Genomic DNA, 21,447 nt, shown 5'->3' with positions numbered 1-21,447 from the left:
GTGACACCAGCCGTAAAAAAATCGCCGGCCCGAAGGCCGGCGATTGATCGACTCTTCCCCTGACGGGAAAGCGCTCGCGTCCTGATTCAGACCGACATCAGGGGCCCCGGGTTTTTCAGATAATCCTCGCGAATCTTTTTGGCGCACCAGTAGGTCAGCGCGCCGATCAGATCGGTGGGGTTGGCCTGAAAGTTCTGCGGGAAAGCGCTGCCGCTGGGCACAAAGACGTTGTGCACATCCCAGCTTTGCAGATAGCGATTAACCGCCGAGGTCGACGGATCGGTTCCCATGGCAGCGCCGCCCACGTTGTGGGTCGAGACGTAGCTTGTGACCTTGAAGTGATCACCCTCGAGCTGGAAGCCTTCATCCATGCGATCAGGCTTGAGAACATCGGCGATTTCCCGGAGACGATCGCGCATGAACCGGGAAAGCTTCTGCTCGTTTTCCTTCCAGTCAAACGTCATGCGCAAAAGCGGCATGCCGTAAGGGTCCTTCCAGGTCGGGTCGAGATCGAGCATGTTGGAGCGATAGGACATCACACTACCGGTCATCGACAGCTTCATGTGATGGCCGTAGTTTTCGCGCAGCGCGTCCTTGTAGCCCCTGCCCCACTTCGGCGCACTCTTGGGCAGTGACGTCTTGATGGGGGTGCCGCTGGCCTGCGAGGAGTGCATCTTGGCGCCGCCGATAAAACCGTGCTGAGCGCTGTCGAAGGTACCGGGCGAGAAGTCGTTGAACATGCGCCCTGTGGCACCGGCCGTGGCAAACGGGTTGAAGTCGATGTCATCGAAATACATGTTGATGCCACCGCCGACCTGATAGGCGTAGTTGCGCCCGACCACACCGGTACGCGATAGCGGGTCGTAGGGCTTGCCAATGTTCGAGTTCAGCATCAATCGCACGTTGTTGAGCGAGTAGGAGGCCAGAATCACGATATCGGCCGGCTGAAACACCTCTTCGCCATCGCCGTCGATGTAGGTCACACCGGTGGCGGTCTTGCCATCGTCAGCCAGCTCGACACGGGTCACGTTGGCGTGAGTGCGGTAGGCGAAATTGCTGCGCTGTTTGAGGGCATTGAGAATGCAGGTCTGCGGCGAGGCCTTGGAGTAGTTCAGACAGCCATAACGCGAGCAGAAGCCGCAGTAGTTACACGGGCCCAGCTGCATGCCATACGGGTTGGTCCAGGCGCGCGAGACGTTGGCCGACGGGTTGGGGAACGGATGATACCCCAGCTGACGCGCGGCCTTGTCAAACATCTCGGTGTTCTGGGTATCCTGCAGCGCCGGCAGCGGATAGGGTTCGCTGCGCGGTCCCTCGAACGGGTCACCGCCCTCCTGAATCTCGCCGTTGAGGTTGCCCGTGGTGCCGGACTGACCGCACACCTTTTCGAAAAAGGTGAAATGCGGCTCGAGCTCATCCCAGGTGACGCCGAAGTCCTGGATCTGCATGTCGTCCTGCAATACGCCGGGCTCGAACGCCTGGTCGGCAAAGCTTTTGAGCTGCAGATCGGTCGGGGTCGGACGGATCAGTACGCCGGTCCAGTGGGCACCGGCACCGCCGACGCCGTCACCGGGCAGAAAGGCGCCCAGCTTGCGCTGGGGCAGCGCGCGCTCGTCGAGGTCGCGACGAATCGTGACCGCCGACTGCTTCGGCTTTTGCATCATGGTATGACGAATGCCGTACTGAAGCTCATCGGCCGGCTTCGGATAGGCGAAATCCTCATTAGTACGATCGGCGCCACGCTCCAGCGCCAGCACGTTGAGGCCTGCCTCGGTCAGCTCCATCCCCATGATGGAACCGCTCCAGCCGAGACCGACGATGACCGCATCGACACGCGGTTGTTGCTTAGCCATGTACTTTTAACTCCTCGATCCTGTCGACGCGCACTGTGGCGCGCCATCCGACCGCCCGTCGGGCGGCCGGCTCATCATTATTTGGCGCCGTCGGTCTCGTTCAGCTCGCCGTTGGGATCAACGGCCCTGTTCAGGGGCGCATCACCGAGCTCCTCGCGAACGTCTGCGACCTGATCGGCATCCACCGCACCCCCGTCATTGCCCCAGGCACTGCGAACGAAGGTCGCAAGCGAGGCGACTTCATCGTCCGACAACCGCCAAGCAAAGCCGGGCATGGGCAGCTGAGCCGGGATGGTCGGCGTCGCCGGCGGCTGGGCACCGGCCAGAATCGTATGGATCAGGCCGGAGGGATTGTCGGCATTGGCCAGCGCATTGCCGTCAATCGGCGGGAAGACCCGCTCGGCGCCCATGCCGTCATTGAAATGACAGGCCGAGCAGTTATCGAGATAGAGTCGCTCGCCCGCGCTGAGATCTCTGGCAGCGCTCAGTTTTGCCTGAGTCTTCTCGCTGGCCTCACGGCGCTGATCCGCTGTCGTGGCATCCTTGCCAGCCGGGTTGGCCGGGAGGGACTTGAGATACAAACCGATGCTGCCCAGATCCTCGTCGCTGAGATGCGAGGTGCTGTGCGCCACGACCGAGGTCATCTCGCCACCCACGGTGGCATGAACGTTGCGGCCGGTTTGCAGGTACTCGGCAATCTCTTCGGCGCTCCAGCTTTCAAGACCACGGCCATCGCCACCCTCTCCACCGCGCAGCGAGGGGGCCCACCAGTCGTTGAGATCGGCGCCGGCGAGGTAGTCATCCCCACCATTGTCATCCAGGGCCTTTTCCTGCTGAGCAAGGCCGCGTGGGGTATGACAGCTGCCGCAGTGACCCAGGCCTTCGACCAGATAGGCGCCGCGATTGAGCTGCTCGCTGCGATCGGCTTCGGGCTCAAACACCTCGGCATCGGCAAACAGCCAGTTCCAGGCGGAAATGCCCCAGCGCTGATTGAAGGGGAAGGACAGGCTGGTCTCTTCGGGCTGATGCTGGACCGGCTCGACACCTTCCATGAAATAGACATAGAGGGCGTGGATATCCTCATCGGATACCTTCGCGTAGGCGGGGTAAGGCATGGCCGGATAGAGATTGGCGCCGTCGGCACGCTTGCCGTCGCGCAGCGCCGCGGCAAATTCTTCCTCGCTCCAGTCGCCGATGCCGGTCTCGCTGTCCGGGGTGATATTGGTGGAGTAGATCATGCCAAACGGGCTTTCAATGCCCAGTCCGCCGGCAAATTCTTCACCATCAGGGGCGGTATGACAGGCAACACAGTCGCCTGCCCGGGCCAGATACTCGCCACGTTTTACGGTCTCGTCACTGTCGGCGGCGCTGCTGGCAGAGGCCATCGTCAGGGTTGTGATGCCCGCCAGCACTGCCATGATTTCTTTTCTGTTCACTTGCGCTTTCCTTCGCGAATCCATTCTGCAGCGGCTCGGAAAATCAGCCGCGCTCACCACTGAGACTGACGGGACCAAGCGGATATTCGACATCATGCTGATCGACCCAGTCGCGAAAGCTCGCACGTGCGCCCGGAAAGCCGACCATTTTCCACGCCGCCATGTTCTTGTTGCCGCCATGGATGGGGTCGGAGAGATACCCTTCCTTGGTGTGTTGCAAAAGCCAGGAGAAGAAGTCGTCAGAGGTCAGCCACTGCTCATCGAGTGCGGCAAAATCGATCTCGCCCTTTTCCAGCGCACCAAGCACTTCATCGCGCGTGTCAGCGTCCAGAGATTCGAAACGGGCATCATGATGCTGCTGGCACCAGCGCTGCGTCAGGGCAATACCGCGCTGATAGACTTCCCGGGGCGTGTAGGGATACTGAAATCCGAGATCCGACGAGCCGGCGACAAAGGGGCCTTCCATATACCAGCGCTCGGCGTGGCCGTAGGCAGAGTCCATCTGACGATCGATGAACACCGGTACGTTGGTATCAAGCGCGCCCGGCCCTTCGCCTTCACCGGGGATCAGGCGGTCGCAGGCGGCCAGTACGAAGGACCACTCATCGCTTGTAAAAAAAAGGGGAGAATACTCGCTCAGCGCCGGGGCCTGTTCGGCGGCCTGGGCCGTCAGCGTAACGCCGCTGCCCAGGGTAATGGCGGGAATCATCGTCAGCGAGCCACGAAGGAAATCGCGGCGCTGTCTGTTCTTTATCCGGGAAGACATGTCAGGTTCCTGCACGGGTTCTTGTTACAATGACGGCCTTGAGCGTCAGACCCTTTGTTTGACGGTTTTTAATGGGTCATGCCTGGCTCACGGCTGAATGCGGTGATGTGTCGCAGCGCGCGCACAGTATCATTAATACGACGATAGTTTAAGTTTCGTTTCAATGACGGCGTCGACGTAAAGCCTTGAAGGCAACGATTCAGGCAGGAAAAGGTGTGACGCAACGCCTCCGACTGGAGGATTACTCAGGAGGCAGCCTGCCTGCTTCGATAATGGCAAGGCGTTGATGACGGGAAAGTTTCTTGATGCGCCGCTCAAGACGAAGTGCCCGGCTTTTGTCCCCTACCTGACAGGAAAACCGCAGCTGCAACGGGCCCTTGCCACGCAGGGATCGGGCGCAGCGCGCACCGTTTTGATGATGCTCACTGAAACGGCGTGCCACATCCGTGGTCACGCCGGTATAGAGATGTCCCAGCCGGTTTTCAATGATGTAGAGCGACCAGATCGCAGGCGTTGATGTCACTTCCGCCTGCCGGTCAGCCTGACAGGCCATCCAGCGGCTCCCTGAAGGCGCGCATGATGGAATCATAGCGATTCGGGTCGCTGTCACTGCGTTTGGCAAAGATGGACGAGCCGGACACGAAGGTATCGGCACCGGCACGGGCAATCTCACCAATATTGTCAGCGTTGATGCCACCGTCCACTTCAAGACGTATGGGCTTGCCGGTTGCATCGATCATGGCCCGCGCCAGACGCAGCTTGTCCATCATGGCCGGAATAAAGGACTGCCCACCAAAGCCCGGGTTGACCGTCATCACCAGCAGCATCGACAGCTTGTCGAGGACATGGTCGAGCGTTGAAAGCGGCGTGGCAGGATTGAGCGCAAGCCCCGCGGTGGCACCGCCGTCAATGATCAGCTGCAGCGAGCGGTCGATATGCAGACTGGCCTCGGGATGAAAGGTGATGTGGTTGGCGCCGGCATCCAGAAAGGCGCGAATCAGATCATCGACCGGTGACACCATCAGATGCACATCGATCTCCGCGGTCACGCCGTAATTGCGCAGCGCATGGCAGACCGCCGGCCCGAAGCTCAGATTGGGCACGTAGTGATTGTCCATGACATCAAAGTGGATCGTATCGGCGCCGCTGGCCAGTACGTCATCCACCTCCTGCCCCAGGCGAGCGAAATCCGCCGACAGAATGGAAGGCGCAATCCTGAAGGGTTGTTGCACTGTAAACACCTCATCAAACAAATTCGATATCAATCAGCGTACACCGCGATCACGTCTCGTAACAGAGCCGACCCGAGCGGAGATGGGAATGCGGTACAAAAAAGGGGCCGCATCATCGCGGCCCCTGATCGAGAAAGTCAGGGCGTCAGTTTTCGCACTCATAGCGCTCGACGGCATCCAGCGCCTCCTGCTCGGTTTCGTATTCACTGAGCAGGGTATCCGTGTCGGGATTGACGCCGCGCACTTCATAGACGGTTTTACCACCGCCCTTTTCGACCTTCTTGACGCAGGCAGTGCGGGGAGTAGGCGTTTGATCGGGCATGGCAATAACCTCTGTATGAACGTCAGCAATCACTATAGTGCATGGTCATCAAAAAGCGCGACAACCACTGATCAACAGGCACCGCTCGTGCCTTGACACCCTGCAGCGGCACTGTCTTTGCCATACTGCATTAAACCGGGCTAATCCAACAAGACAAAAGGAACGTCACATGTTCAAGGGAAAATCATTAACGCTGACCTGTCTGCTTGTCATGCTGATGCCGTCGGTCGCCGACGCCGCAACGCCCATCATCGAAGGTGAGCGTTTTCATGGCGTGCCCGGCCAGCACGCCATGGTGGTCACCAGTCATACGCTGGCCAGCAGGGTGGGACACGACATTTTGCGCGATGGCGGCAACGCTGTGGATGCCGCCGTGGCCATCGGTTTTGCGCTTGCCGTGGTACAGCCCCGCTCGGGCAACATTGGCGGCGGCGGTTTCATGGTGATCTCTGATGAGGCAAGCGGCGATGTCACCTCGATCGACTATCGGGAAACCGCGCCTGCCGGCGCCTTTGAAACCATGTTTCAGGACGATGAGGGCAACGTGATCGAGGCGGCGTCGCGCTATTCGGCCAACGCCTCGGGCGTACCGGGTACGGTATCCGGCATGGCGATGGCGCTGGAGCGCTATGGCTCCATGTCACTTGACCGGGTCATGGCGCCGGCCATCCGTCTGGCACGCGACGGCTTTGCCATTCCGGCGCGTTTCGCCGATGGCCTCAACGACAGCCGCGAACAGCTCGAAAAAAACGACGGCACGCGACGGTTGTTCTATAAGGCCGATGGCAGCGACTGGCGCGCCGGCAAGGTGTTTCAACAGGGCGAACTGGCGGCCACCCTTGAACGCATCGCACAAAACGGACCCCGCGAGTTTTATGAAGGCGAAACGGCCGATCACCTGATCGACACCATCAAGGCCCATGGCGGCATCATGACCCATGAGGATCTCAAGAATTATCGCGCGATCGAGCGCGCGCCGGTTCACGGCACCTACCGGGGTTACGACGTCTATGCGATGGCGCCGCCCTCCTCCGGCGGCGTCCACATCGTGCAGATTCTCAACATGCTGGAAAACGATGACCTGACCGGCATGGGCTTTGGCTCGGCCGCCAGCATGCACCTGATGAGCGAGGCAATGCGCCGCGCCTATGCCGACCGCTCGAAATACCTGGGCGACCCGGACTTTTTTGAGGTACCGGTCAAGGCGCTGACCTCAAAGGATTATGCCCGCGAGCTGCGCGCGCAGATCTCTCTTGAAAAGGCGACGCCCTCGGAAGCCATCGGCCCGGGCAACCTCACGCCTTACGAATCCAACGAGACCACGCACTATTCGGTCGCCGATGACTCGGGACTGGCGGTTTCCAACACCTATACGCTCAACTTCAGCTACGGCTCCGGCATTGCCGTGGACGGCGCGGGATTTCTGCTCAATAACGAAATGGATGACTTCTCGGCCAAGCCCGGTGTGCCCAACGCCTTCGGCCTGATCGGCGGCGAGGCCAATGCCGTAGAACCCGGCAAGCGCATGCTGTCTTCCATGACGCCGACCATCGTCAAGCGCGATGGCAAAAATTTCCTGATCACCGGCAGCCCCGGCGGCTCCCGCATTATCACCACCACGCTGGAAGTGATCAGCAACGTCATCGATCACGGCATGAACATTCAATCGGCTGTCAGTGCGCCGCGCTTTCACGATCAGTGGCTGCCCGACGAGCTTCGCATCGAGGATGGCTTCAGTCCGGACACTGTGCGGCTACTGGAGGGCATGGGCCATAACGTGGTTCAGAAATCGGCCATGGGCGCCAGCCAGTCGATTCTGATCAACGAGGAGGGCTTTCAGGGTGGTGCCGACCCGCGTCGGGAAACGTCATCGGCACTGGGCCTCTAGCCTCTCGGCGGCAGAGGTTGTGCAGACCCGATGGGCTAACCCTGGCTCAGGTTTAAAGAACAAAATGGCATAACCGGTCGGATTGTCATTCCCATGAGTTTTGTTTAGCCTCTGCTCAACGCCAGAATCACTGGCCTTCGATAACAATTTTGACGATCAGATGCCGGGGAACACGATATGTCACGCTCGAGTCTTTTACGCCGCGCCATTGCCACGGCTGTCCTGGGGGCCGCCCTTGGCAGCACTCAGGCCTTCAGTGCCGATCGCGAACTGCTCAATGCTTCCTACGATATCGCGCGCGAACTCTTCGCCGAACTCAATCCGCAGTTCGTTGAGCACTGGCAGGAAGAACACGGTGAATCGGTCGGCGTCAAACAGACCCACGCCGGTTCCTCGACCCAGGCCCGCGCCATCCTGCAGGGGCTGCGCGCCGATGTCGTGACCTTCAATCAGGTCACTGATGTCGACGTGCTGGCACAAAAGGGTCAGCTGATCCCCGAGGACTGGCAGTCGCGCCTGCCCAACTACAGCTCGCCCTACTACTCGACCATGGCGTTTCTGGTCAGAAAGGACAATCCAAAGGATATCCGCACCTGGGCAGATCTGGCCGGTGATGACGTGGCACTGGTCTTTCCCAACCCCAAGACCTCCGGCAACGGACGCTACACCTATCTGGCGGCCTGGGCGGCCAGCAATCACGATAACGGCGATGATGACGCCGCCACACGTGACTACATGAAAAAGATGCTGGGCAATGTCGAGGTCTTCGATACCGGCGGTCGCGGCGCCACGACCACCTTTGCCGAACGCGGCATCGGCGATGTGCTGATCACGTTCGAATCGGAAGCCAACAACATCCGTAACCAGTACGGTCCGGATGACTATGAGGTCGTTGTGCCGCCGGTGGACATCATGGCCGAGTTTCCTGTGACCTGGGTGGACAAGAACGTCGAGCGCAACGGCACCGAGGATCTGGCGAAGGGCTATCTGGAGTATCTCTACTCGCCCGAGGCGCAGCGTACGCTGGCGCAGTACTACTATCGCGTCAACGATGACGAGATCAGCGAAGAGTTTGCCGAGCGTTTCCCGCAGACCACCCTGCTGCGCATCGAGGATGCCTTCGGGAGCTGGGAGGATGTGATGCAGACGCATTTCACCAGCGGTGGTGAACTCGACCAGCTGCAGCGCCGTTAATGAGCACGCGCTCGGCCAGGGTATTGCCGGGGTTTTCGCTCTCGCTGGGCGTGACCCTGCTGTTTGTGTCGCTGATCCTGCTGCTGCCGATGACCAGCCTCATCGGAGAGCTCTCGACGCTGTCGTGGTCACAGTACTGGGCGGCGATTACCGACCCGCGCCTGATTGCAAGCTATAAGGTGACGCTGCTGGCCGCACTGGCGGCGTCGCTTTTCAATGCAATGTTCGGGCTGTTGATGGCCTGGGTGCTGGCGCGCTACACGTTTCCCGGCAAGCGCATCCTTGATGCGCTGATGGATCTGCCCTTTGCCCTGCCCACGGCGGTGGCCGGCATTACGCTGGCCACCCTTTATTCGCGCAACGGCGCCGTGGGCAGCCTGCTCGAGCCGCTGGGCATCGAGGTCGCCTATACCTGGCTGGGGATTGCGCTGGCCATGGCCTTTACCAGCGTGCCCTTTGTAGTGCGCACCGTGCAGCCGGTACTCGAGGACCTGCCGGGCCATGCCGACGAGGCGGCACTCACACTGGGCGCCAGCAATCTGTATGCCTTTCGGCGGGTCATCCTGCCGCATATCTGGCCGGCCATTGTTACCGGCACCGGGCTCTCCTTTGCTCGTTCACTGGGCGAGTTCGGCGCCGTCATCTTTATTGCCGGCAACATGCCCTACCGCACCGAGGTGGTCTCGCTGATGATGGCCACGCGCCTTGAGGAGTACGACTACGCCGGGGCCGCCGCCATCGCCTCGCTGGTCATGCTGGTGTCGCTGCTGCTGTTGCTGGCCATCAATCTCTGGCAGGGGCGTTTCTATCGCCGTCTGCATGGCGGGAGGCACTGACATGAAGCGCATTGGTGATGGTGCCGCCACACGGCTGGTATTGATTTCGCTGGCCGTGATCATGACGACGCTGTTTCTGGTCATCCCGCTGGCCGGCATCTTCTATCAGGCCCTGGCCGAAGGCATGGCGCCGTTCTGGCAGAACCTGACCAGCACCTTTACCCGGGAGGCGATCGGCCTGACGCTTTTGATCGCGCTTTTGACCGTGCCGGTCAATCTGATCTTTGGCATCTTTCTGGCCTGGCTTGTGACCCGCTTTGCCTTTCCCGGTCGGCGCCTTTTGCAGACGCTGATCGATATCCCCTTTGCGGTCTCGCCGGTCGTGGCCGGTCTGCTCTATCTGCTGCTCTACGGTCGTACCGGCTGGCTGGGCAGCATCCTGTCCGAACAGGACGTGCAGCTGATGTTTGCCTGGCCCGGCATGGTGCTGGTGACCATTTTCGTGACCTGTCCGTTCGTGGCGCGCGAGCTGATTCCCCTGATGCAGGCGCAGGGCAGCGCCGAGGAAGAAGCCGGCGTGACGCTGGGCGCCGGTGGCTGGACGCTTTTTCGCCGCATTACCCTGCCCAACATTCGCTGGGCGCTGGTGTACGGGGTGATTCTGACCAATGCCCGCGCCATCGGCGAGTTCGGCGCCGTCTCGGTCGTGTCGGGCAGCATTCGCGGTGAAACCATCAATCTGCCGCTGCAGGTGGAGCTTTTGTATCAGGATTACAACACGGTGGGCGCCTTCACCAGTGCGGCCCTGTTGGCCGCCCTTGCCATCGTGACGCTGATGATCAAGGCACTGCTTGAGTGGCATACCCATCGTCGGGAGAAAACAGCATGAGCATTACCGTAAGCGGTGTCTCCAGACGCTTTGGCAACACGACGGCCCTGCATCCGCTGTCGCTGGAGATCAAAAAAGGGGAAATGGTGGGGCTCTTGGGCCCGTCGGGGTCCGGCAAGACCACGCTTTTGCGCATCATTGCAGGCCTTGAAGCGCCGGATGGCGGCTCGATTCACTTTGGCGAGCGCGACGTGACCCATGTCCACGTGCGAAAGCGCCGGGTCGGCTTTGTCTTTCAGCACTACGCACTCTTTCGTCACATGAGCGTGTTTGAAAACGTGGCCTTTGGTCTGCGGGCCCGGCCGGCCGGCGAGCGCCCCTCCAGTGCCGAGATCCGCGATCGGGTGCAGCATCTGCTCGAGCGAGTCCGCCTTGACGCCCTGGCCAAACGCCTGCCGTCCCAGCTCTCCGGCGGCCAGCAGCAGCGCGTGGCGCTGGCCCGCGCTCTGGCCGTCGAGCCCGAGGTGCTTTTGCTGGATGAGCCCTTCGGCGCGCTCGATGCCAGGGTGCGACTGGAGCTGCGCCGCTGGCTCCGACATCTGCACGAGGAGTTCGGCTTTACCAGTGTCTTTGTCACCCACGATCAGGAGGAGGCACTCGAGCTTTCCGACCGCGTCGTGGTCATGAGCAACGGACAAATCGAGCAGATCGATACGCCGCAGACGCTCTACCGCGCCCCGGCCAATCGTTTTGTCTTTTCGTTTCTGGGCGAAACCAACCGCTTCGGCGGTGAATATCGAGACGGGCGGCTACAGCAGGGCAACGCCTGGATTGCGATGGAGCACTCAGACATTGCACCCGATGAGGTGCTGCTGCGCCCCCATGAGCTGATGCTGACCACCGCCCCGGACGGCCGCGCGCACCTGCCGGTCACGGTGGATGCCGTGTCACCGGTGGGCAGTGACGTGCGCGTCGAGCTGACCGCTGACTGGATGGACACGCCCTGGCTTGCCAGCATCACACATCATGACTTTGATCGACTGCAGCCGGAGCGCGGCGCAAACTTTTACCTCATCCCCTCGCGCTGGCACCGGTTCGAACCCGAAACGGCGTGATCACAAGCGCGCGCGGCCTGTCACCGTTAGGCGCTTGTCAGCCCGACAATGGTGTTTTGCGCCGCAGACGCCAGGCAATGTCGGTCATGCCGCGCTCGTCACGCTGTTCTCCGAGCCTTTCCAGCTCGAAGTTGGGCGCAAAAAGCCGCGCGACTTCCTCATCGGTGACCACGTAGGGTGGTCCCTGATCACGGTTTTCATCGCGCACCACCGAGATCAAAAGCCCCTCTACGCCGGGCCGGCACAGCTCGGCCATTTTAAGCGCGTAGCGCTGACGGGCGGCTTGCGGCAGCGCAATCAGTGCCGCACGGTCATAAAAGGCACCGATGTCGTCACTCAGGCCTGCCTCGAGATGAAAGAAGTTACCGACATCCAGCGTCACGGCGGCCCTGTCGGAGCGTTCAAGGCTTTCAAAACGCTCAAAGTTCGTGCGTGATTGTACCGCGGGCAGCGCCTCGTTCTGCGCCTGGAACCAGCCTGTGACCGCCTCTTCCACCAGCTCAACGCCCAGTACCGGATGGCCCTTTTGTGCCAGCCAGTGGATATCGCCGCTTTTGCCGCACAGCGGCAAAAGTATCCGGGCATTCGCCGCCAGCGTCAGGGCGGACCAGTAACGTGCCAGCATGGGCTGGACGTCATCGCTGTGAAAGCCGATGCGCCCTTCCCGCCAGCGCTCAAACCACTGCTCGTTGCCCTGCCCTGAAGTTGACGACATGATCAGAACCAGCGATCGCGCTTTTTACGACGTCGCGGCAGATGCGGCACGAGCAGCCCCAGTATCAGGCCGCCGCCCGCGACGCTGCCGCCGTAGACGAAGTAGCGCATCAAAAGATCCTCGCGCTCGGTATCCAGCCTTGCCTGATACTCGCGCATTTTCGATTGCGCCTGGGTGAGCTGGGCATTGAGGTCATCATTGGTGGTCTGGAGTTCATTGACGCGAGCCTGACTGCTCTGCAGCGAGCTTTTCATGTCGGCAACGCGCTGGTCCCACTCGTCGTCGATCCCTTCCAGGCGCTGCGTCAGGGTCTGCACGCGCTCCTGCATTTCCGGTACTCGCTCCTGCACGCTCTGCTCTGACTGCAGGTCATCGCTGGGAATCCAGACGGTGTCGCCGCCTTCGGTACGAATACGGCTGTAATCGCCCTGGACTTCAACCAGCGTGACGCGCTGGCCGGCATCTACCGTTCCCACGATGCGATAGCTGTCGGTGGGACCACTTCGGACATAGGTCGATAGCGAATCACTGACCCAGCGGGCTTCTTCAGCGTGGGCGGTGCTGATACCGACACCCAACAAAATACCGACGCAGAGTTTTCCAATTGTTTTCATGGTGGAGTCATTGGTTCGTCAAAAAATATATTTACATCATGATGCCTGAGCCGGACGTACCGATTACCTGATACCCGAGACCATTGCTCATCCACAGTTTCTGTGGATAACCTACGGGACAACCTGCTCACATGACTCACAAAGCGCCCGACTGACAGGCCATGACACCATTTTGTTCAAAAAATGTTCAGATGAATTCTATTCTTCCCGCGGCGGCCAGTGCATGGCGCCCGGGAAGGCGGTCACATTGCCCTCGGCCTTGACCGCTCTTGGCGTACCCTCACGCTCGACTTCATCAATGCGCACGATGGCGTTCATCGGCAGATAGCTGCGCGAGACGCCCTCAAAGGTGCGGCGCAGCTTTTCGGCGCCGGGGTCGACCACGACCTTCGTGTCATCGCCAAACACCACACCCTCGATCTCGATAAAGCCCCAGAGCTCGCTTTGAAAGATATCGCGTGCGTAGAGCTCCCAGAGCTCGCCCTGCTGCAGGAAACTGATTCTATAAAGAGGCTTTGCCGCCATGTACGCTCAATCCTCACTGTGTTGCGCCGGACCGATGACCGCTGCGGCCCGGTCAGGGGCCGCAACAAGCGCGGGAGTCTATCATAGGCTTTTGCGCTCATGGCGCCCGTCATGAGCCTGCTCACGTGTTGATACACAAAGACCATTTTTCACTACACAAGCGCGTGCTGGCCTGTGCCTGCCCCCATGCGTATAATTTCGCCATTTCCGGGTCGCTGTGCGACCGCTTGCGACACTTCTCTCGATGGTAGGGCGAAAGCACGGCCGTTTTTGTGCCGTCATCGCTGGATCATCGTCTGACACCCACTTTTTAGTATGTGTATCCAAGGCCCATGACGAAGAAACTCTTCATCAAGACCCACGGCTGCCAGATGAACGAGTACGACTCGGCTCGCATGGCCGACCTGCTGGGCGACTCCCATCAGCTTGAACTGACGGACAATGAAAACGAAGCAGATGTCATTTTGCTCAATACCTGCTCGATTCGCGAAAAGGCGCAGGAGAAGGTATTTCATCAGCTCGGGCGGTGGAAAAAGCTCAAGGCGGCCAACCCGGACCTGGTGATCGGTGTCGGCGGCTGCGTGGCGAGTCAGGAAGGCGACAATATTCAAAAACGCGCGCCCCATGTCGACATGGTGTTCGGCCCGCAGACCCTGCACCGCCTGCCGGACATGATGAATAACCGCAGTGAGAGCGGCAATCTGATCTCGGTGGTGGATGTCACCTTCCCGGAAATCGAGAAGTTTGATCGTCTGCCGGCGCCCAGCTCTGATGGCGCCTCGTCGTTTGTATCGATCATGGAAGGCTGCTCGAAGTACTGCAGCTTCTGCGTGGTGCCCTACACCCGCGGTGAAGAGATTTCACGCCCGTTCGAGGACGTGCTCGATGAGGTCGTGCATCTGGCCGAACAGGGCGTGCGCGAAATCAATCTGCTGGGCCAGAACGTCAACGCCTACCGCGGCATGGACGAGGCCGGCGAAGAGATCGATCTGGCCGAAATGATTGCAGCCGTGGCAGCAATTGATGGTATCGACCGCATCCGCTTTACCACCTCGCACCCGGTGGAGTTCACCGACAGTCTGGTCGAGGCCTTTGGCGAGATTCCGGAGCTGGTCAGCCATCTGCACCTGCCGGTACAGTCGGGCTCCGACCGGATTTTGAAGGCGATGAAGCGCGGTCACGGCCGCGAGGAGTACATCGCCAAGATGGAGCGCATTCGTGAAAAACGTCCGGATATCAGCTTTTCCTCGGACTTCATCATTGGTTTTCCCGGTGAGACCGAGCAGGACTTTCTGGACACGATGGATCTGATCGAGCGCATCGGCTTTGATCACTCCTTCTCGTTTGTCTATTCCAAACGTCCCGGCACCCCGGCGTCCGATCTGCCGGACGAGACCCCGGAGCTGGTCAAGAAGCAGCGTTTGAAGATCCTGCAGGATCGCATTACACAGAACGCCGTTGCCATCTCTCGGCGCATGGTGGGCACCACCCAGCGGATTCTGGTGTCGGGCTTTTCGCCAAAGGATCCGGGCGAGCTTTCCGGGCGCACCGAAAACAACCGTGTGGTCAACTTCCGCGCCGCCAATCCGATCGATCTGATCGGCTATTTCGTCGATGTTGAAATCGTGGAAGCCTTCCCCAACTCTTTAAGGGGTGAGCTGATTTCCGACCGGAAATACTGAGCCGACAGACGCACACTCGATGTCATGTTGCCTGTCCCGGCCGGATGCGCCATCGCGGTTAACCAGCCGCGATGGCGTCTTCTCCTTTTCGATCGAATAATTGGTGCTATTGTTCCCGAACGCCATCAGAGCCAGGCTGCCCTTCAACGACGCAACGACCGGACCCAACATTGACCCAGAAAACTGCCAACTCGCATCGTATTCTTCAGCTGTCGCTGGAACCCAATGACCCCATGCGGCTGGCCAATCTCAGTGGTCAGCAGGATGAACATCTTCATCTGATCGAACAGCGTCTCGAAGTGACGGTGCGCAACCGTGGCAACGAGTTTCAGCTGGCCGGCAATGCCGCACGCGTCAAGGCCACCGCCAACGTGCTGGAGCATCTGTACCGCGAGACCCAGACGCAGACCCTGTCGCCGGAAACGGTCCATCTTTATCTGCAGGAATCGGGCCTTGAATCGATCGCCGAGGATGAAGACGACGACCTGCCGCGCGAAGGCGTGATCCTGCGAACCCCACGCGCCGTCATCAAGCCGCGCGGGCAAAATCAGCAGCAATACGTTGAACACATTCGCAATCACGACATCAATTTCGGCATCGGCCCTGCCGGTACCGGCAAGACCTATCTGGCCGTTGCCGCCGCCGTGGAAGCGCTCAATCAGCAGGACGTGCGCCGCATTCTTCTGGTACGCCCGGCCGTTGAAGCCGGCGAAAAACTCGGCTTTCTGCCGGGGGATCTGGCCCAGAAGATCGACCCCTATCTGCGCCCGCTGTATGACGCGCTCTACGAGATGCTCGGCTTTGAACAGGTCAACAAGTTGATCGAAAAGCAGGTGATCGAAATTGCGCCGCTGGCCTATATGCGCGGGCGTACGCTCAACAATGCCTTTGTCATCCTCGATGAGAGCCAGAACACCACGCGCGAACAGATGAAGATGTTTTTGACGCGTATCGGCTTTGGCTCCACGGCCGTGATTACCGGCGACATTACTCAGGTGGATCTGCCGCGCGGCACGAATTCGGGCCTGATCCACGTGCTCAACGTGCTCAAGGACATCGACGGTATCAGCATGACCCGCTTTGCCTCCAAGGATGTGGTTCGCCATCCGCTGGTGGCACGCATCATCGATGCCTATGAGGCGCACGAGTCCGAAGAGGATCGCCACTCATGAGTGAAGCGGTCTGTGTCGACTGCCAGGTGGCGGTCGACTTTGACGCACTTCCCGACGAGCAGACACTCGAGCACTGGTTGACCACCGTGCTCGATCATTTCCCGGCAGAGCAGCGCCGCGAGATGACGGTACGCTTTGCCAGCGAAGAGGAAAGCCGCAGTCTCAATCACGACTATCGTGGCCGCGACAGCTCGACCAACGTGCTCTCCTTTCCCTTCGAGGTGCCGCCGGGCGTTCCTCTGCCCCTGCTGGGTGATCTGGTTGTCAGCCCCCATGTGGTCAAACGCGAAGCGCTTGAGCAGCACAAGCGCCTCGAGGATCACTTCGCCCACATGATCGTGCATGGTACGCTTCATTTACTGGGCCTTGATCACATTGATGATGATGAGGCCGAGACCATGGAACAGCTCGAGCGGGACATCCTGTCCACGCTGGGTATTTCCGATCCCTATGCTGTTGTTTCCGAAAGTTCGGGAACACACGACAGCCATCAGGTATCCGAGGAGAAGAGAACCGACGCATGAGCGATGACCGACCGGCAAGTCAGCCATCCCGATCCTGGCTTGACAGAATAATCGGCGCTTTTTCCGGCGATAACGAAGAACCCAGCAGTCGCGATGAGCTGATCAGCTTTCTCAAGGAAGCCTCCGCGCGACTGAGCCTCGATCAGGATGGACTAACCATCATCGAGGGGGCCTTTGATATCAGCACCATGCAGGCCCGCGAAGCCATGGTGCCCCGCTCTCAGATCGTGGCCATCCAGGCCGACCACTCTCCCGATCAATGCCTGCCCATCATTCGCGAGACCGCCCATTCACGCTATCCCGTCATCGATGACAATCTCGATGAAGTGGTCGGCGTATTGCTGGTCAAGGACATGCTGCCGCTGATTCTTCAGGACAGCGAGGAGCGCGAGCGCTTCAGACTGCGTGAGGTGTTAAGGCCTGCCCTGTTTATTCCGGAATCCAAGCGGCTCAACAACCTGCTGCGCGAGTTCCGTGATACGCGCAATCATATGGCCATCGTGGTGGATGAATATGGCGGTACAGCCGGCATCATCACCATCGAGGACATTCTCGAGCAGATTGTTGGCGATATCGAGGATGAGCACGATATCGACGAGGAAGACGATATCCGTGACTTGGGTAACGGCACCTACGCCGTCAAGGCGCTGACGCCCATCGATGACTTCAATGAGCGCTTCGAGACCAGCTTCTCCGATGAGGAGTTCGACACGGTTGGCGGTCTGGTCATGCAGCGCTTCGGGCATCTGCCGGCACGCAACGAGTCCACCGAGCTGGATCACTGGCGATTTACGGTCATGAACGCCGACAGCCGACGCATTCGCTGGCTGCAGGCCACCCGTACCGATGTCAAAAATGCCGCAGACGATATATCCCAGCCCGATCATTGATACCGACCACCAGCAGGTTTGATCACGTACCTGCCCTGTCAATCCTGCTGCGGGCAGGCCTGGTTGCCTGCCCGTTTTTCATGTCAGAGGATGCCGCATGATCTCCCTGCTACAGCGCCGCGGCGTCGGTTCACTTCTTGCCCTGCTGGCCGGCGCCCTCACGACCCTGACCTTCGCGCCCTTTAACCTCTGGGGGCTTGGCCCCGTGGCGCTGGCAGTTTTTTATATCGTGCTTCAAAACGTCAGCCTGCGTCAGGCCCTTTGGCGTGGCTGGCTGTTTGGCGTCGGCCTGTTCGGAAGCGGTGCCTCCTGGGTCTATGTCTCGATCCATGACTACGGCAATACAGGTGGGCCGCTGGCCGTTGTGCTGACGGTCCTTTTCATCGTGACCATGGCGCTTTTTGTCATGCTGCCGGCGCTTTTGTACCGCCTCTGCGCCGCCTCCAGACTCAACATCGTGGCCTTTGCCGGCGCCTGGGCGCTGAGCGAGGCATTTCGCAGCTGGGCCTTTACCGGCTTTCCCTGGCTTTTTCTGGGCAGCGCCCATGTCAGCTCACCGCTGGCCGGCCTCGCGCCGCTGGGCGGCGTCTATCTCGTGTCACTGGTGGTAGCACTCAGCGGTGCGCTGCTGGCCGGGCTGGTTTTATCGCGCACCTGGTGGCTGCTGGCACCGCTGGCTGCGCTCTGGCTGATACCGCTGGCTTTGCCCATGCAGTGGGCCAGACCCTCGGGTGATGACGTCACGGTCTCGCTGGTACAGGGGGATCTGGCACAGCTGAGCAAATGGACGCCCGATGGCCAGCGCGATGCGGTGAATACCTACTTCGGTCTGACCCGCCAGCACGGGCTGGAAAGCGACATCGTCATCTGGCCGGAAACGGCGCTGCCCATGCTGGAACAACAGGCCATGCCGTTTTTGCAGCGCGTGCAGTCGACACTGCCGGCCGACAGCACGCTCATGACAGGCATCATGCAGCGCGATCAAGGCGGCAGGTTTTACAACAGCATGATTTCGCTGGGGGAGACGCCGGGCCAGTATCGCAAGGCACATCTGGTGCCGTTCGGGGAGTATCTGCCGCTTGAGTCGCTGCTGGGCGGGCTTTTGCAAATATTTAATATCCCGATGGGCAATATTGGCGCCGGCGGCGATGACCAGCCGCCGCTTCAGGCGCACGGGCTGCGTCTTGGCGTCGCCATCTGCTATGAAATCGTCTATCCCGACCTGGTGCGCGCGCGTGCAGAAAACGCCAACGCGCTGGTGACCATTTCCAACGACACCTGGTTTGGTCACTCCATCGGGCCGCTGCAGCACATGCAGATGGCGCAGCTGCGGGCGCTGGAGAACAACCGCTATCTGATCCGAGCCACCAATAACGGCATGACCGCCATCGTGGCGCCGGATGGTCACATCATGGCGCAGGCACCGCGCTTTGAGCCGGCCGTTCTCAACGGCGCCATTCGCCCGATGGAGGGCCTGACCCCCTTTACGCGCACGGGCAGCTGGCCGACGCTTTCTCTGGCACTGTTAATGTTGCTTTGTGGTGGTATCTTGCGCTCTCACGGGCGCCATCGAAACGCCCCTTGATCTTTTGATGCCCTGGCAGAGACCACCACCATGCTGACGCTTTTAAAGATGTATCTCCTGCCGCCGGGCATCATTATCGTGGCGCTTTTGTTCGCACTCGTCGTGGTCTGGCGCTGGCGTCGGCGCTGGGGGCAACGCCTCGGCATTGCCGTGGTGCTGATGCTCTGGGCGCTGTCGACATCGCGCGTTGCCACTTTACTGATGGACCCGCTGGAAAGTGCTGTCCCCATCGCCACGCAGGCGCAGTGGGAGCAGGCACAGGCCATCGTCATTCTCAGCGGCGGGCGTCTTTTCGGACAGTCCCAGCTTGACGGCTATGATGATGTCACCCCCATGGCCATGCAGCGGCTGGCCGACGGCGCCCGTATCAAGCGTGAGACCGACCTGCCGGTACTGATCACCGGCGGCGGCGGACGACGCGGCACGCGGCGCCCGCCCGAGGCGGATCTGATGGCGTTTCGCTTTGAAAAAAGCTTTGGGCTGCCCGTGCAGTGGCGGGAGATACAAAGCCGCAATACAGAGCAGAACGCGATCTACAGCGCCCGAATGCTGCGTGACGAGAACATCGACACCATTATCCTGGTGACCAGTGCCTGGCACATGCCCCGTGCCCAGCGCGCCTTTAAAAATGAAGGCATGACCGTTCTGGCCGCCCCTACTGCCTTCACGGCGCGCGCAGGTTTTGGCCCGCGCAGCTTCTCCCCCGACATGACGGCTCTGGGCAACAGCTACTGGGCACTGCATGAATATGCCGGGTGGCTTGCCGGTCGATAGAATCGCCCACCGATAGACACTGCGTCTGCCGGCGTCGCCTCTGACAATGTCGGTGGCGCTCTGGTGAGGTCTTCCGGCATGACTGATGGCAAACTGAACAGGCGGGCATCCCGCCCAACGTTGCTCATCTGTTCAGGAATGCACCATGTCCAACAATAATCATATCGGTTCATCCGGCAGCGATGACCACTACGCCTCTGCCCATGCGCCTCTGTCGCCGGAAAAGCGCAAGGCCATGCATCAGGTCATCGTTGCCTCAGCCATCGGCAATTTCGTGGAGTGGTTCGATTTTGCCGTCTACGGCTTTCTCGCCACCATTATTGCCCGGCACTTCTTCCCCCCGGGTGAGCCGGCGCTCGCTTTGCTGCAGACCTTCGCGGTGTTTGCCGTCTCCTTTGCCCTGCGCCCGATCGGTGGCCTTTTCTTTGGCAGACTGGGCGATCGCATCGGCCGCAAGCGGGTGCTGGCCATTACCATCCTTTTAATGGCCGGGGCCACGGCAATGATCGGCGTATTGCCCACCTACGGTGCCATCGGCATCATGGCCCCGATCCTGCTGGCACTGGCCCGCTGCATTCAAGGGTTCTCGGCCGGCGGCGAGTATGCCGGGGCCTGTACCTATGTGATTGAACACGCCCCGCCTCATCAAAAGGCGCGCTACGGCAGCCTGATTCCGGTATCCACCTTTCTGGCCTTTGCTTGCGCGGCCGGACTGACCCTGCTGCTGGGGGCCGTCATGTCCGAAGGGGCCATGCAGGCCTGGGGCTGGCGTATCCCGTTTCTGATCGCCGCGCCGCTGGGGCTGGTCGGATTATATATGCGTCTGCATCTGGAAGAGTCCCCCGCCTTCAAGGCGCTGGAAAAGGCGCCCGAAACGACCCACACCACGGTCAGTGAAACGGTGAAGATGCATCGTGCCACCATCCTCTGCCTGAGCGCTTTCATCTCCGCCACGGCGCTGTCGTTTTATATGTTCACCACCTATATGGTGACCTACATGCAGGTAGCAGGCGGCGCCAGCATCACGACCGCTTTGCTGGCGAGTCTGGGGGCGCTTGTCTTTTCGGGACTGCTTTGCCCGGTGATAGGGCGACTATCGGATCGTATCGGGCGACGAAACACCATACGCGGGGCCTGTGCATGCCTGATCGTAGCGGTGCTGCCGGCCTATTATCTGGCCGGCAGCGGTGAGTTGCTGCCTGCCATGCTGGGGGCTTCACTTCTGGCCATAGGGGCGGTGATGTGTGGCGTGGTGACAGCGGTTCTGATGGCCGAGCAGTTCCCGACCCGGGTGCGCTATACGGCATCGGCCCTGTGCTACAACATGGCCTATACGATTTTTGGCGGCACCGCGCCGCTGATGGCCACATGGCTGATCAGCCTGACCGGCTACTCGCTGGCACCCGCGTTCTATCTGATCGCCATTGCCGTACTTGCCTTTATCGGCGGCTCGCGCCTGCCGGAGTCTGCACATCGTGTGCTCAACGATGACGAGGCCACCTGGCATGCCCAGTCCGTACCGTTGAAACGAAAGGCAACGGCCATGCCTTCCTGA

Annotated in this window: 21 protein-coding genes; 12 read left to right on the top strand and 9 right to left on the bottom strand. The window is 60.3% G+C overall.

The window, feature by feature from the left end; translation table 11 throughout:
• Positions 1-86: 86 nt before the first annotated feature.
• The 6 genes from ACXMYO_RS03480 to ACXMYO_RS03455 form a co-directional block, all read right to left on the bottom strand.
• Positions 87-1,853, bottom strand: a complete 1,767-nt coding sequence (locus tag ACXMYO_RS03480) for a GMC family oxidoreductase (RefSeq protein WP_457807817.1) — start codon at positions 1,851-1,853, stop codon at positions 87-89.
• A 77-nt stretch (positions 1,854-1,930) separates the two neighbouring features.
• Positions 1,931-3,289 (bottom strand): c-type cytochrome, encoded by a 1,359-nt coding sequence (locus ACXMYO_RS03475; protein ID WP_438766810.1) that lies wholly within the window; start codon positions 3,287-3,289, stop codon positions 1,931-1,933.
• Positions 3,290-3,332: 43 nt separating this feature from the next.
• The gene (locus tag ACXMYO_RS03470; protein ID WP_438766808.1) at positions 3,333-4,055 is read right to left on the bottom strand and encodes a gluconate 2-dehydrogenase subunit 3 family protein; all 723 of its coding nucleotides are present in this window, start codon (positions 4,053-4,055) and stop codon (positions 3,333-3,335) included.
• A 241-nt stretch (positions 4,056-4,296) separates the two neighbouring features.
• Positions 4,297-4,608, bottom strand: a complete 312-nt coding sequence (locus ACXMYO_RS03465; protein ID WP_457807816.1) for a GIY-YIG nuclease family protein — start codon at positions 4,606-4,608, stop codon at positions 4,297-4,299.
• Positions 4,592-5,287: a ribulose-phosphate 3-epimerase gene (gene rpe, locus ACXMYO_RS03460; RefSeq protein WP_438766804.1), complete on the bottom strand. Its 696-nt coding sequence runs from the start codon at positions 5,285-5,287 to the stop codon at positions 4,592-4,594. The genes ACXMYO_RS03465 and rpe overlap by 17 nt, the downstream gene beginning before the upstream one ends.
• A 145-nt stretch (positions 5,288-5,432) precedes the next feature.
• Positions 5,433-5,609 carry a hypothetical protein gene (locus ACXMYO_RS03455; RefSeq protein ID WP_438766802.1) on the bottom strand — a complete coding sequence of 59 codons (177 nt, stop codon included), beginning with the start codon at positions 5,607-5,609 and terminating at the stop codon, positions 5,433-5,435.
• 169 nt (positions 5,610-5,778) lie between these two features.
• Between ACXMYO_RS03455 and ggt the strand changes: the two genes are divergently transcribed.
• The 5 genes from ggt to ACXMYO_RS03430 all read left to right on the top strand — a co-directional run bounded on the left by ggt (position 5,779) and on the right by ACXMYO_RS03430 (position 11,411).
• Complete coding sequence (gene ggt, locus ACXMYO_RS03450) at positions 5,779-7,497, top strand: gamma-glutamyltransferase (RefSeq protein WP_457807815.1); 1,719 nt, start codon at positions 5,779-5,781, stop codon at positions 7,495-7,497.
• 177 nt (positions 7,498-7,674) lie between these two features.
• Complete coding sequence (cysP, locus tag ACXMYO_RS03445; protein WP_457807814.1) at positions 7,675-8,691, top strand: thiosulfate ABC transporter substrate-binding protein CysP; 1,017 nt, start codon at positions 7,675-7,677, stop codon at positions 8,689-8,691.
• Positions 8,691-9,527: a sulfate ABC transporter permease subunit CysT gene (gene cysT, locus ACXMYO_RS03440; protein WP_438766796.1), complete on the top strand. Its 837-nt coding sequence runs from the start codon at positions 8,691-8,693 to the stop codon at positions 9,525-9,527. Before cysP ends, cysT begins: the two co-directional genes overlap by 1 nt.
• A gap of 1 nt (position 9,528) precedes the next feature.
• The gene (gene cysW, locus ACXMYO_RS03435; RefSeq protein WP_457807813.1) at positions 9,529-10,356 is read left to right on the top strand and encodes a sulfate ABC transporter permease subunit CysW; all 828 of its coding nucleotides are present in this window, start codon (positions 9,529-9,531) and stop codon (positions 10,354-10,356) included.
• Positions 10,353-11,411: a sulfate/molybdate ABC transporter ATP-binding protein gene (locus ACXMYO_RS03430; protein ID WP_457807812.1), complete on the top strand. Its 1,059-nt coding sequence runs from the start codon at positions 10,353-10,355 to the stop codon at positions 11,409-11,411. Before cysW ends, ACXMYO_RS03430 begins: the two co-directional genes overlap by 4 nt.
• A gap of 37 nt (positions 11,412-11,448) precedes the next feature.
• Here the strand turns inward: ACXMYO_RS03430 and ACXMYO_RS03425 are convergent, their stop codons facing one another.
• The 3 genes from ACXMYO_RS03425 to ACXMYO_RS03415 form a co-directional block, all read right to left on the bottom strand.
• On the bottom strand, positions 11,449-12,126 hold the full coding sequence (locus ACXMYO_RS03425) for a thiopurine S-methyltransferase (RefSeq protein ID WP_457807811.1): 678 nt from the start codon (positions 12,124-12,126) through the stop codon (positions 11,449-11,451).
• Positions 12,127-12,128: 2 nt separating this feature from the next.
• Entirely contained in the window at positions 12,129-12,740 is a 612-nt protein-coding gene (locus tag ACXMYO_RS03420; RefSeq protein WP_457807810.1) for a TIGR04211 family SH3 domain-containing protein, read from the bottom strand.
• 198 nt (positions 12,741-12,938) lie between these two features.
• Positions 12,939-13,265: a DUF1820 family protein gene (locus tag ACXMYO_RS03415; protein WP_438766786.1), complete on the bottom strand. Its 327-nt coding sequence runs from the start codon at positions 13,263-13,265 to the stop codon at positions 12,939-12,941.
• 332 nt (positions 13,266-13,597) lie between these two features.
• On the opposite strand from ACXMYO_RS03415, the gene miaB reads away from it, so the two are divergent.
• The 7 genes from miaB to ACXMYO_RS03380 all read left to right on the top strand — a co-directional run bounded on the left by miaB (position 13,598) and on the right by ACXMYO_RS03380 (position 21,447).
• On the top strand, positions 13,598-14,947 hold the full coding sequence (miaB, locus tag ACXMYO_RS03410) for a tRNA (N6-isopentenyl adenosine(37)-C2)-methylthiotransferase MiaB (protein ID WP_438766784.1): 1,350 nt from the start codon (positions 13,598-13,600) through the stop codon (positions 14,945-14,947).
• Positions 14,948-15,117: 170 nt separating this feature from the next.
• A complete protein-coding gene (locus ACXMYO_RS03405; RefSeq protein ID WP_438766782.1) occupies positions 15,118-16,119 on the top strand; it encodes a PhoH family protein in 1,002 nt (333 codons plus the stop codon).
• Positions 16,116-16,643 carry an rRNA maturation RNase YbeY gene (gene ybeY / locus ACXMYO_RS03400; RefSeq protein WP_457807809.1) on the top strand — a complete coding sequence of 176 codons (528 nt, stop codon included), beginning with the start codon at positions 16,116-16,118 and terminating at the stop codon, positions 16,641-16,643. The genes ACXMYO_RS03405 and ybeY overlap by 4 nt, the downstream gene beginning before the upstream one ends.
• On the top strand, positions 16,640-17,533 hold the full coding sequence (locus ACXMYO_RS03395) for an HlyC/CorC family transporter (protein WP_438766778.1): 894 nt from the start codon (positions 16,640-16,642) through the stop codon (positions 17,531-17,533). The genes ybeY and ACXMYO_RS03395 overlap by 4 nt, the downstream gene beginning before the upstream one ends.
• Before the next feature lie 97 nt (positions 17,534-17,630).
• Positions 17,631-19,118, top strand: coding sequence for an apolipoprotein N-acyltransferase (gene lnt, locus ACXMYO_RS03390; RefSeq protein WP_438766776.1), 1,488 nt, complete (start codon positions 17,631-17,633; stop codon positions 19,116-19,118).
• Positions 19,119-19,148: 30 nt separating this feature from the next.
• Positions 19,149-19,892: an ElyC/SanA/YdcF family protein gene (locus tag ACXMYO_RS03385; protein ID WP_438766774.1), complete on the top strand. Its 744-nt coding sequence runs from the start codon at positions 19,149-19,151 to the stop codon at positions 19,890-19,892.
• Positions 19,893-20,037: 145 nt separating this feature from the next.
• The gene (locus ACXMYO_RS03380) at positions 20,038-21,447 is read left to right on the top strand and encodes an MFS transporter (protein WP_438766772.1); all 1,410 of its coding nucleotides are present in this window, start codon (positions 20,038-20,040) and stop codon (positions 21,445-21,447) included.

It is taken from the genome of Kushneria sp. EE4 (assembly GCF_977968315.1).
The sequence above is the reverse complement of the archived record's forward strand: the minus strand, read 5'-3'. Positions and strand labels throughout refer to the sequence as shown.

Coding starts and splice junctions, on each gene's coding strand:
- ACXMYO_RS03480 (WP_457807817.1), bottom strand. CDS start 1,853: ATGGCTAAGCAACAACCGCGTGTCGATGCGGTCATCGTCGGTCTCGGC.
- ACXMYO_RS03470 (WP_438766808.1), bottom strand. CDS start 4,055: ATGTCTTCCCGGATAAAGAACAGACAGCGCCGCGATTTCCTTCGTGGC.
- ACXMYO_RS03465 (WP_457807816.1), bottom strand. CDS start 4,608: ATGGCCTGTCAGGCTGACCGGCAGGCGGAAGTGACATCAACGCCTGCG.
- ACXMYO_RS03455 (WP_438766802.1), bottom strand. CDS start 5,609: ATGCCCGATCAAACGCCTACTCCCCGCACTGCCTGCGTCAAGAAGGTC.
- ggt (WP_457807815.1), top strand. CDS start 5,779: ATGTTCAAGGGAAAATCATTAACGCTGACCTGTCTGCTTGTCATGCTG.
- cysP (WP_457807814.1), top strand. CDS start 7,675: ATGTCACGCTCGAGTCTTTTACGCCGCGCCATTGCCACGGCTGTCCTG.
- cysT (WP_438766796.1), top strand. CDS start 8,691: ATGAGCACGCGCTCGGCCAGGGTATTGCCGGGGTTTTCGCTCTCGCTG.
- cysW (WP_457807813.1), top strand. CDS start 9,529: ATGAAGCGCATTGGTGATGGTGCCGCCACACGGCTGGTATTGATTTCG.
- ACXMYO_RS03430 (WP_457807812.1), top strand. CDS start 10,353: ATGAGCATTACCGTAAGCGGTGTCTCCAGACGCTTTGGCAACACGACG.
- ACXMYO_RS03425 (WP_457807811.1), bottom strand. CDS start 12,126: ATGTCGTCAACTTCAGGGCAGGGCAACGAGCAGTGGTTTGAGCGCTGG.
- ACXMYO_RS03420 (WP_457807810.1), bottom strand. CDS start 12,740: ATGAAAACAATTGGAAAACTCTGCGTCGGTATTTTGTTGGGTGTCGGT.
- ACXMYO_RS03415 (WP_438766786.1), bottom strand. CDS start 13,265: ATGGCGGCAAAGCCTCTTTATAGAATCAGTTTCCTGCAGCAGGGCGAG.
- miaB (WP_438766784.1), top strand. CDS start 13,598: ATGACGAAGAAACTCTTCATCAAGACCCACGGCTGCCAGATGAACGAG.
- ybeY (WP_457807809.1), top strand. CDS start 16,116: ATGAGTGAAGCGGTCTGTGTCGACTGCCAGGTGGCGGTCGACTTTGAC.
- ACXMYO_RS03395 (WP_438766778.1), top strand. CDS start 16,640: ATGAGCGATGACCGACCGGCAAGTCAGCCATCCCGATCCTGGCTTGAC.
- lnt (WP_438766776.1), top strand. CDS start 17,631: ATGATCTCCCTGCTACAGCGCCGCGGCGTCGGTTCACTTCTTGCCCTG.
- ACXMYO_RS03385 (WP_438766774.1), top strand. CDS start 19,149: ATGCTGACGCTTTTAAAGATGTATCTCCTGCCGCCGGGCATCATTATC.
- ACXMYO_RS03380 (WP_438766772.1), top strand. CDS start 20,038: ATGTCCAACAATAATCATATCGGTTCATCCGGCAGCGATGACCACTAC.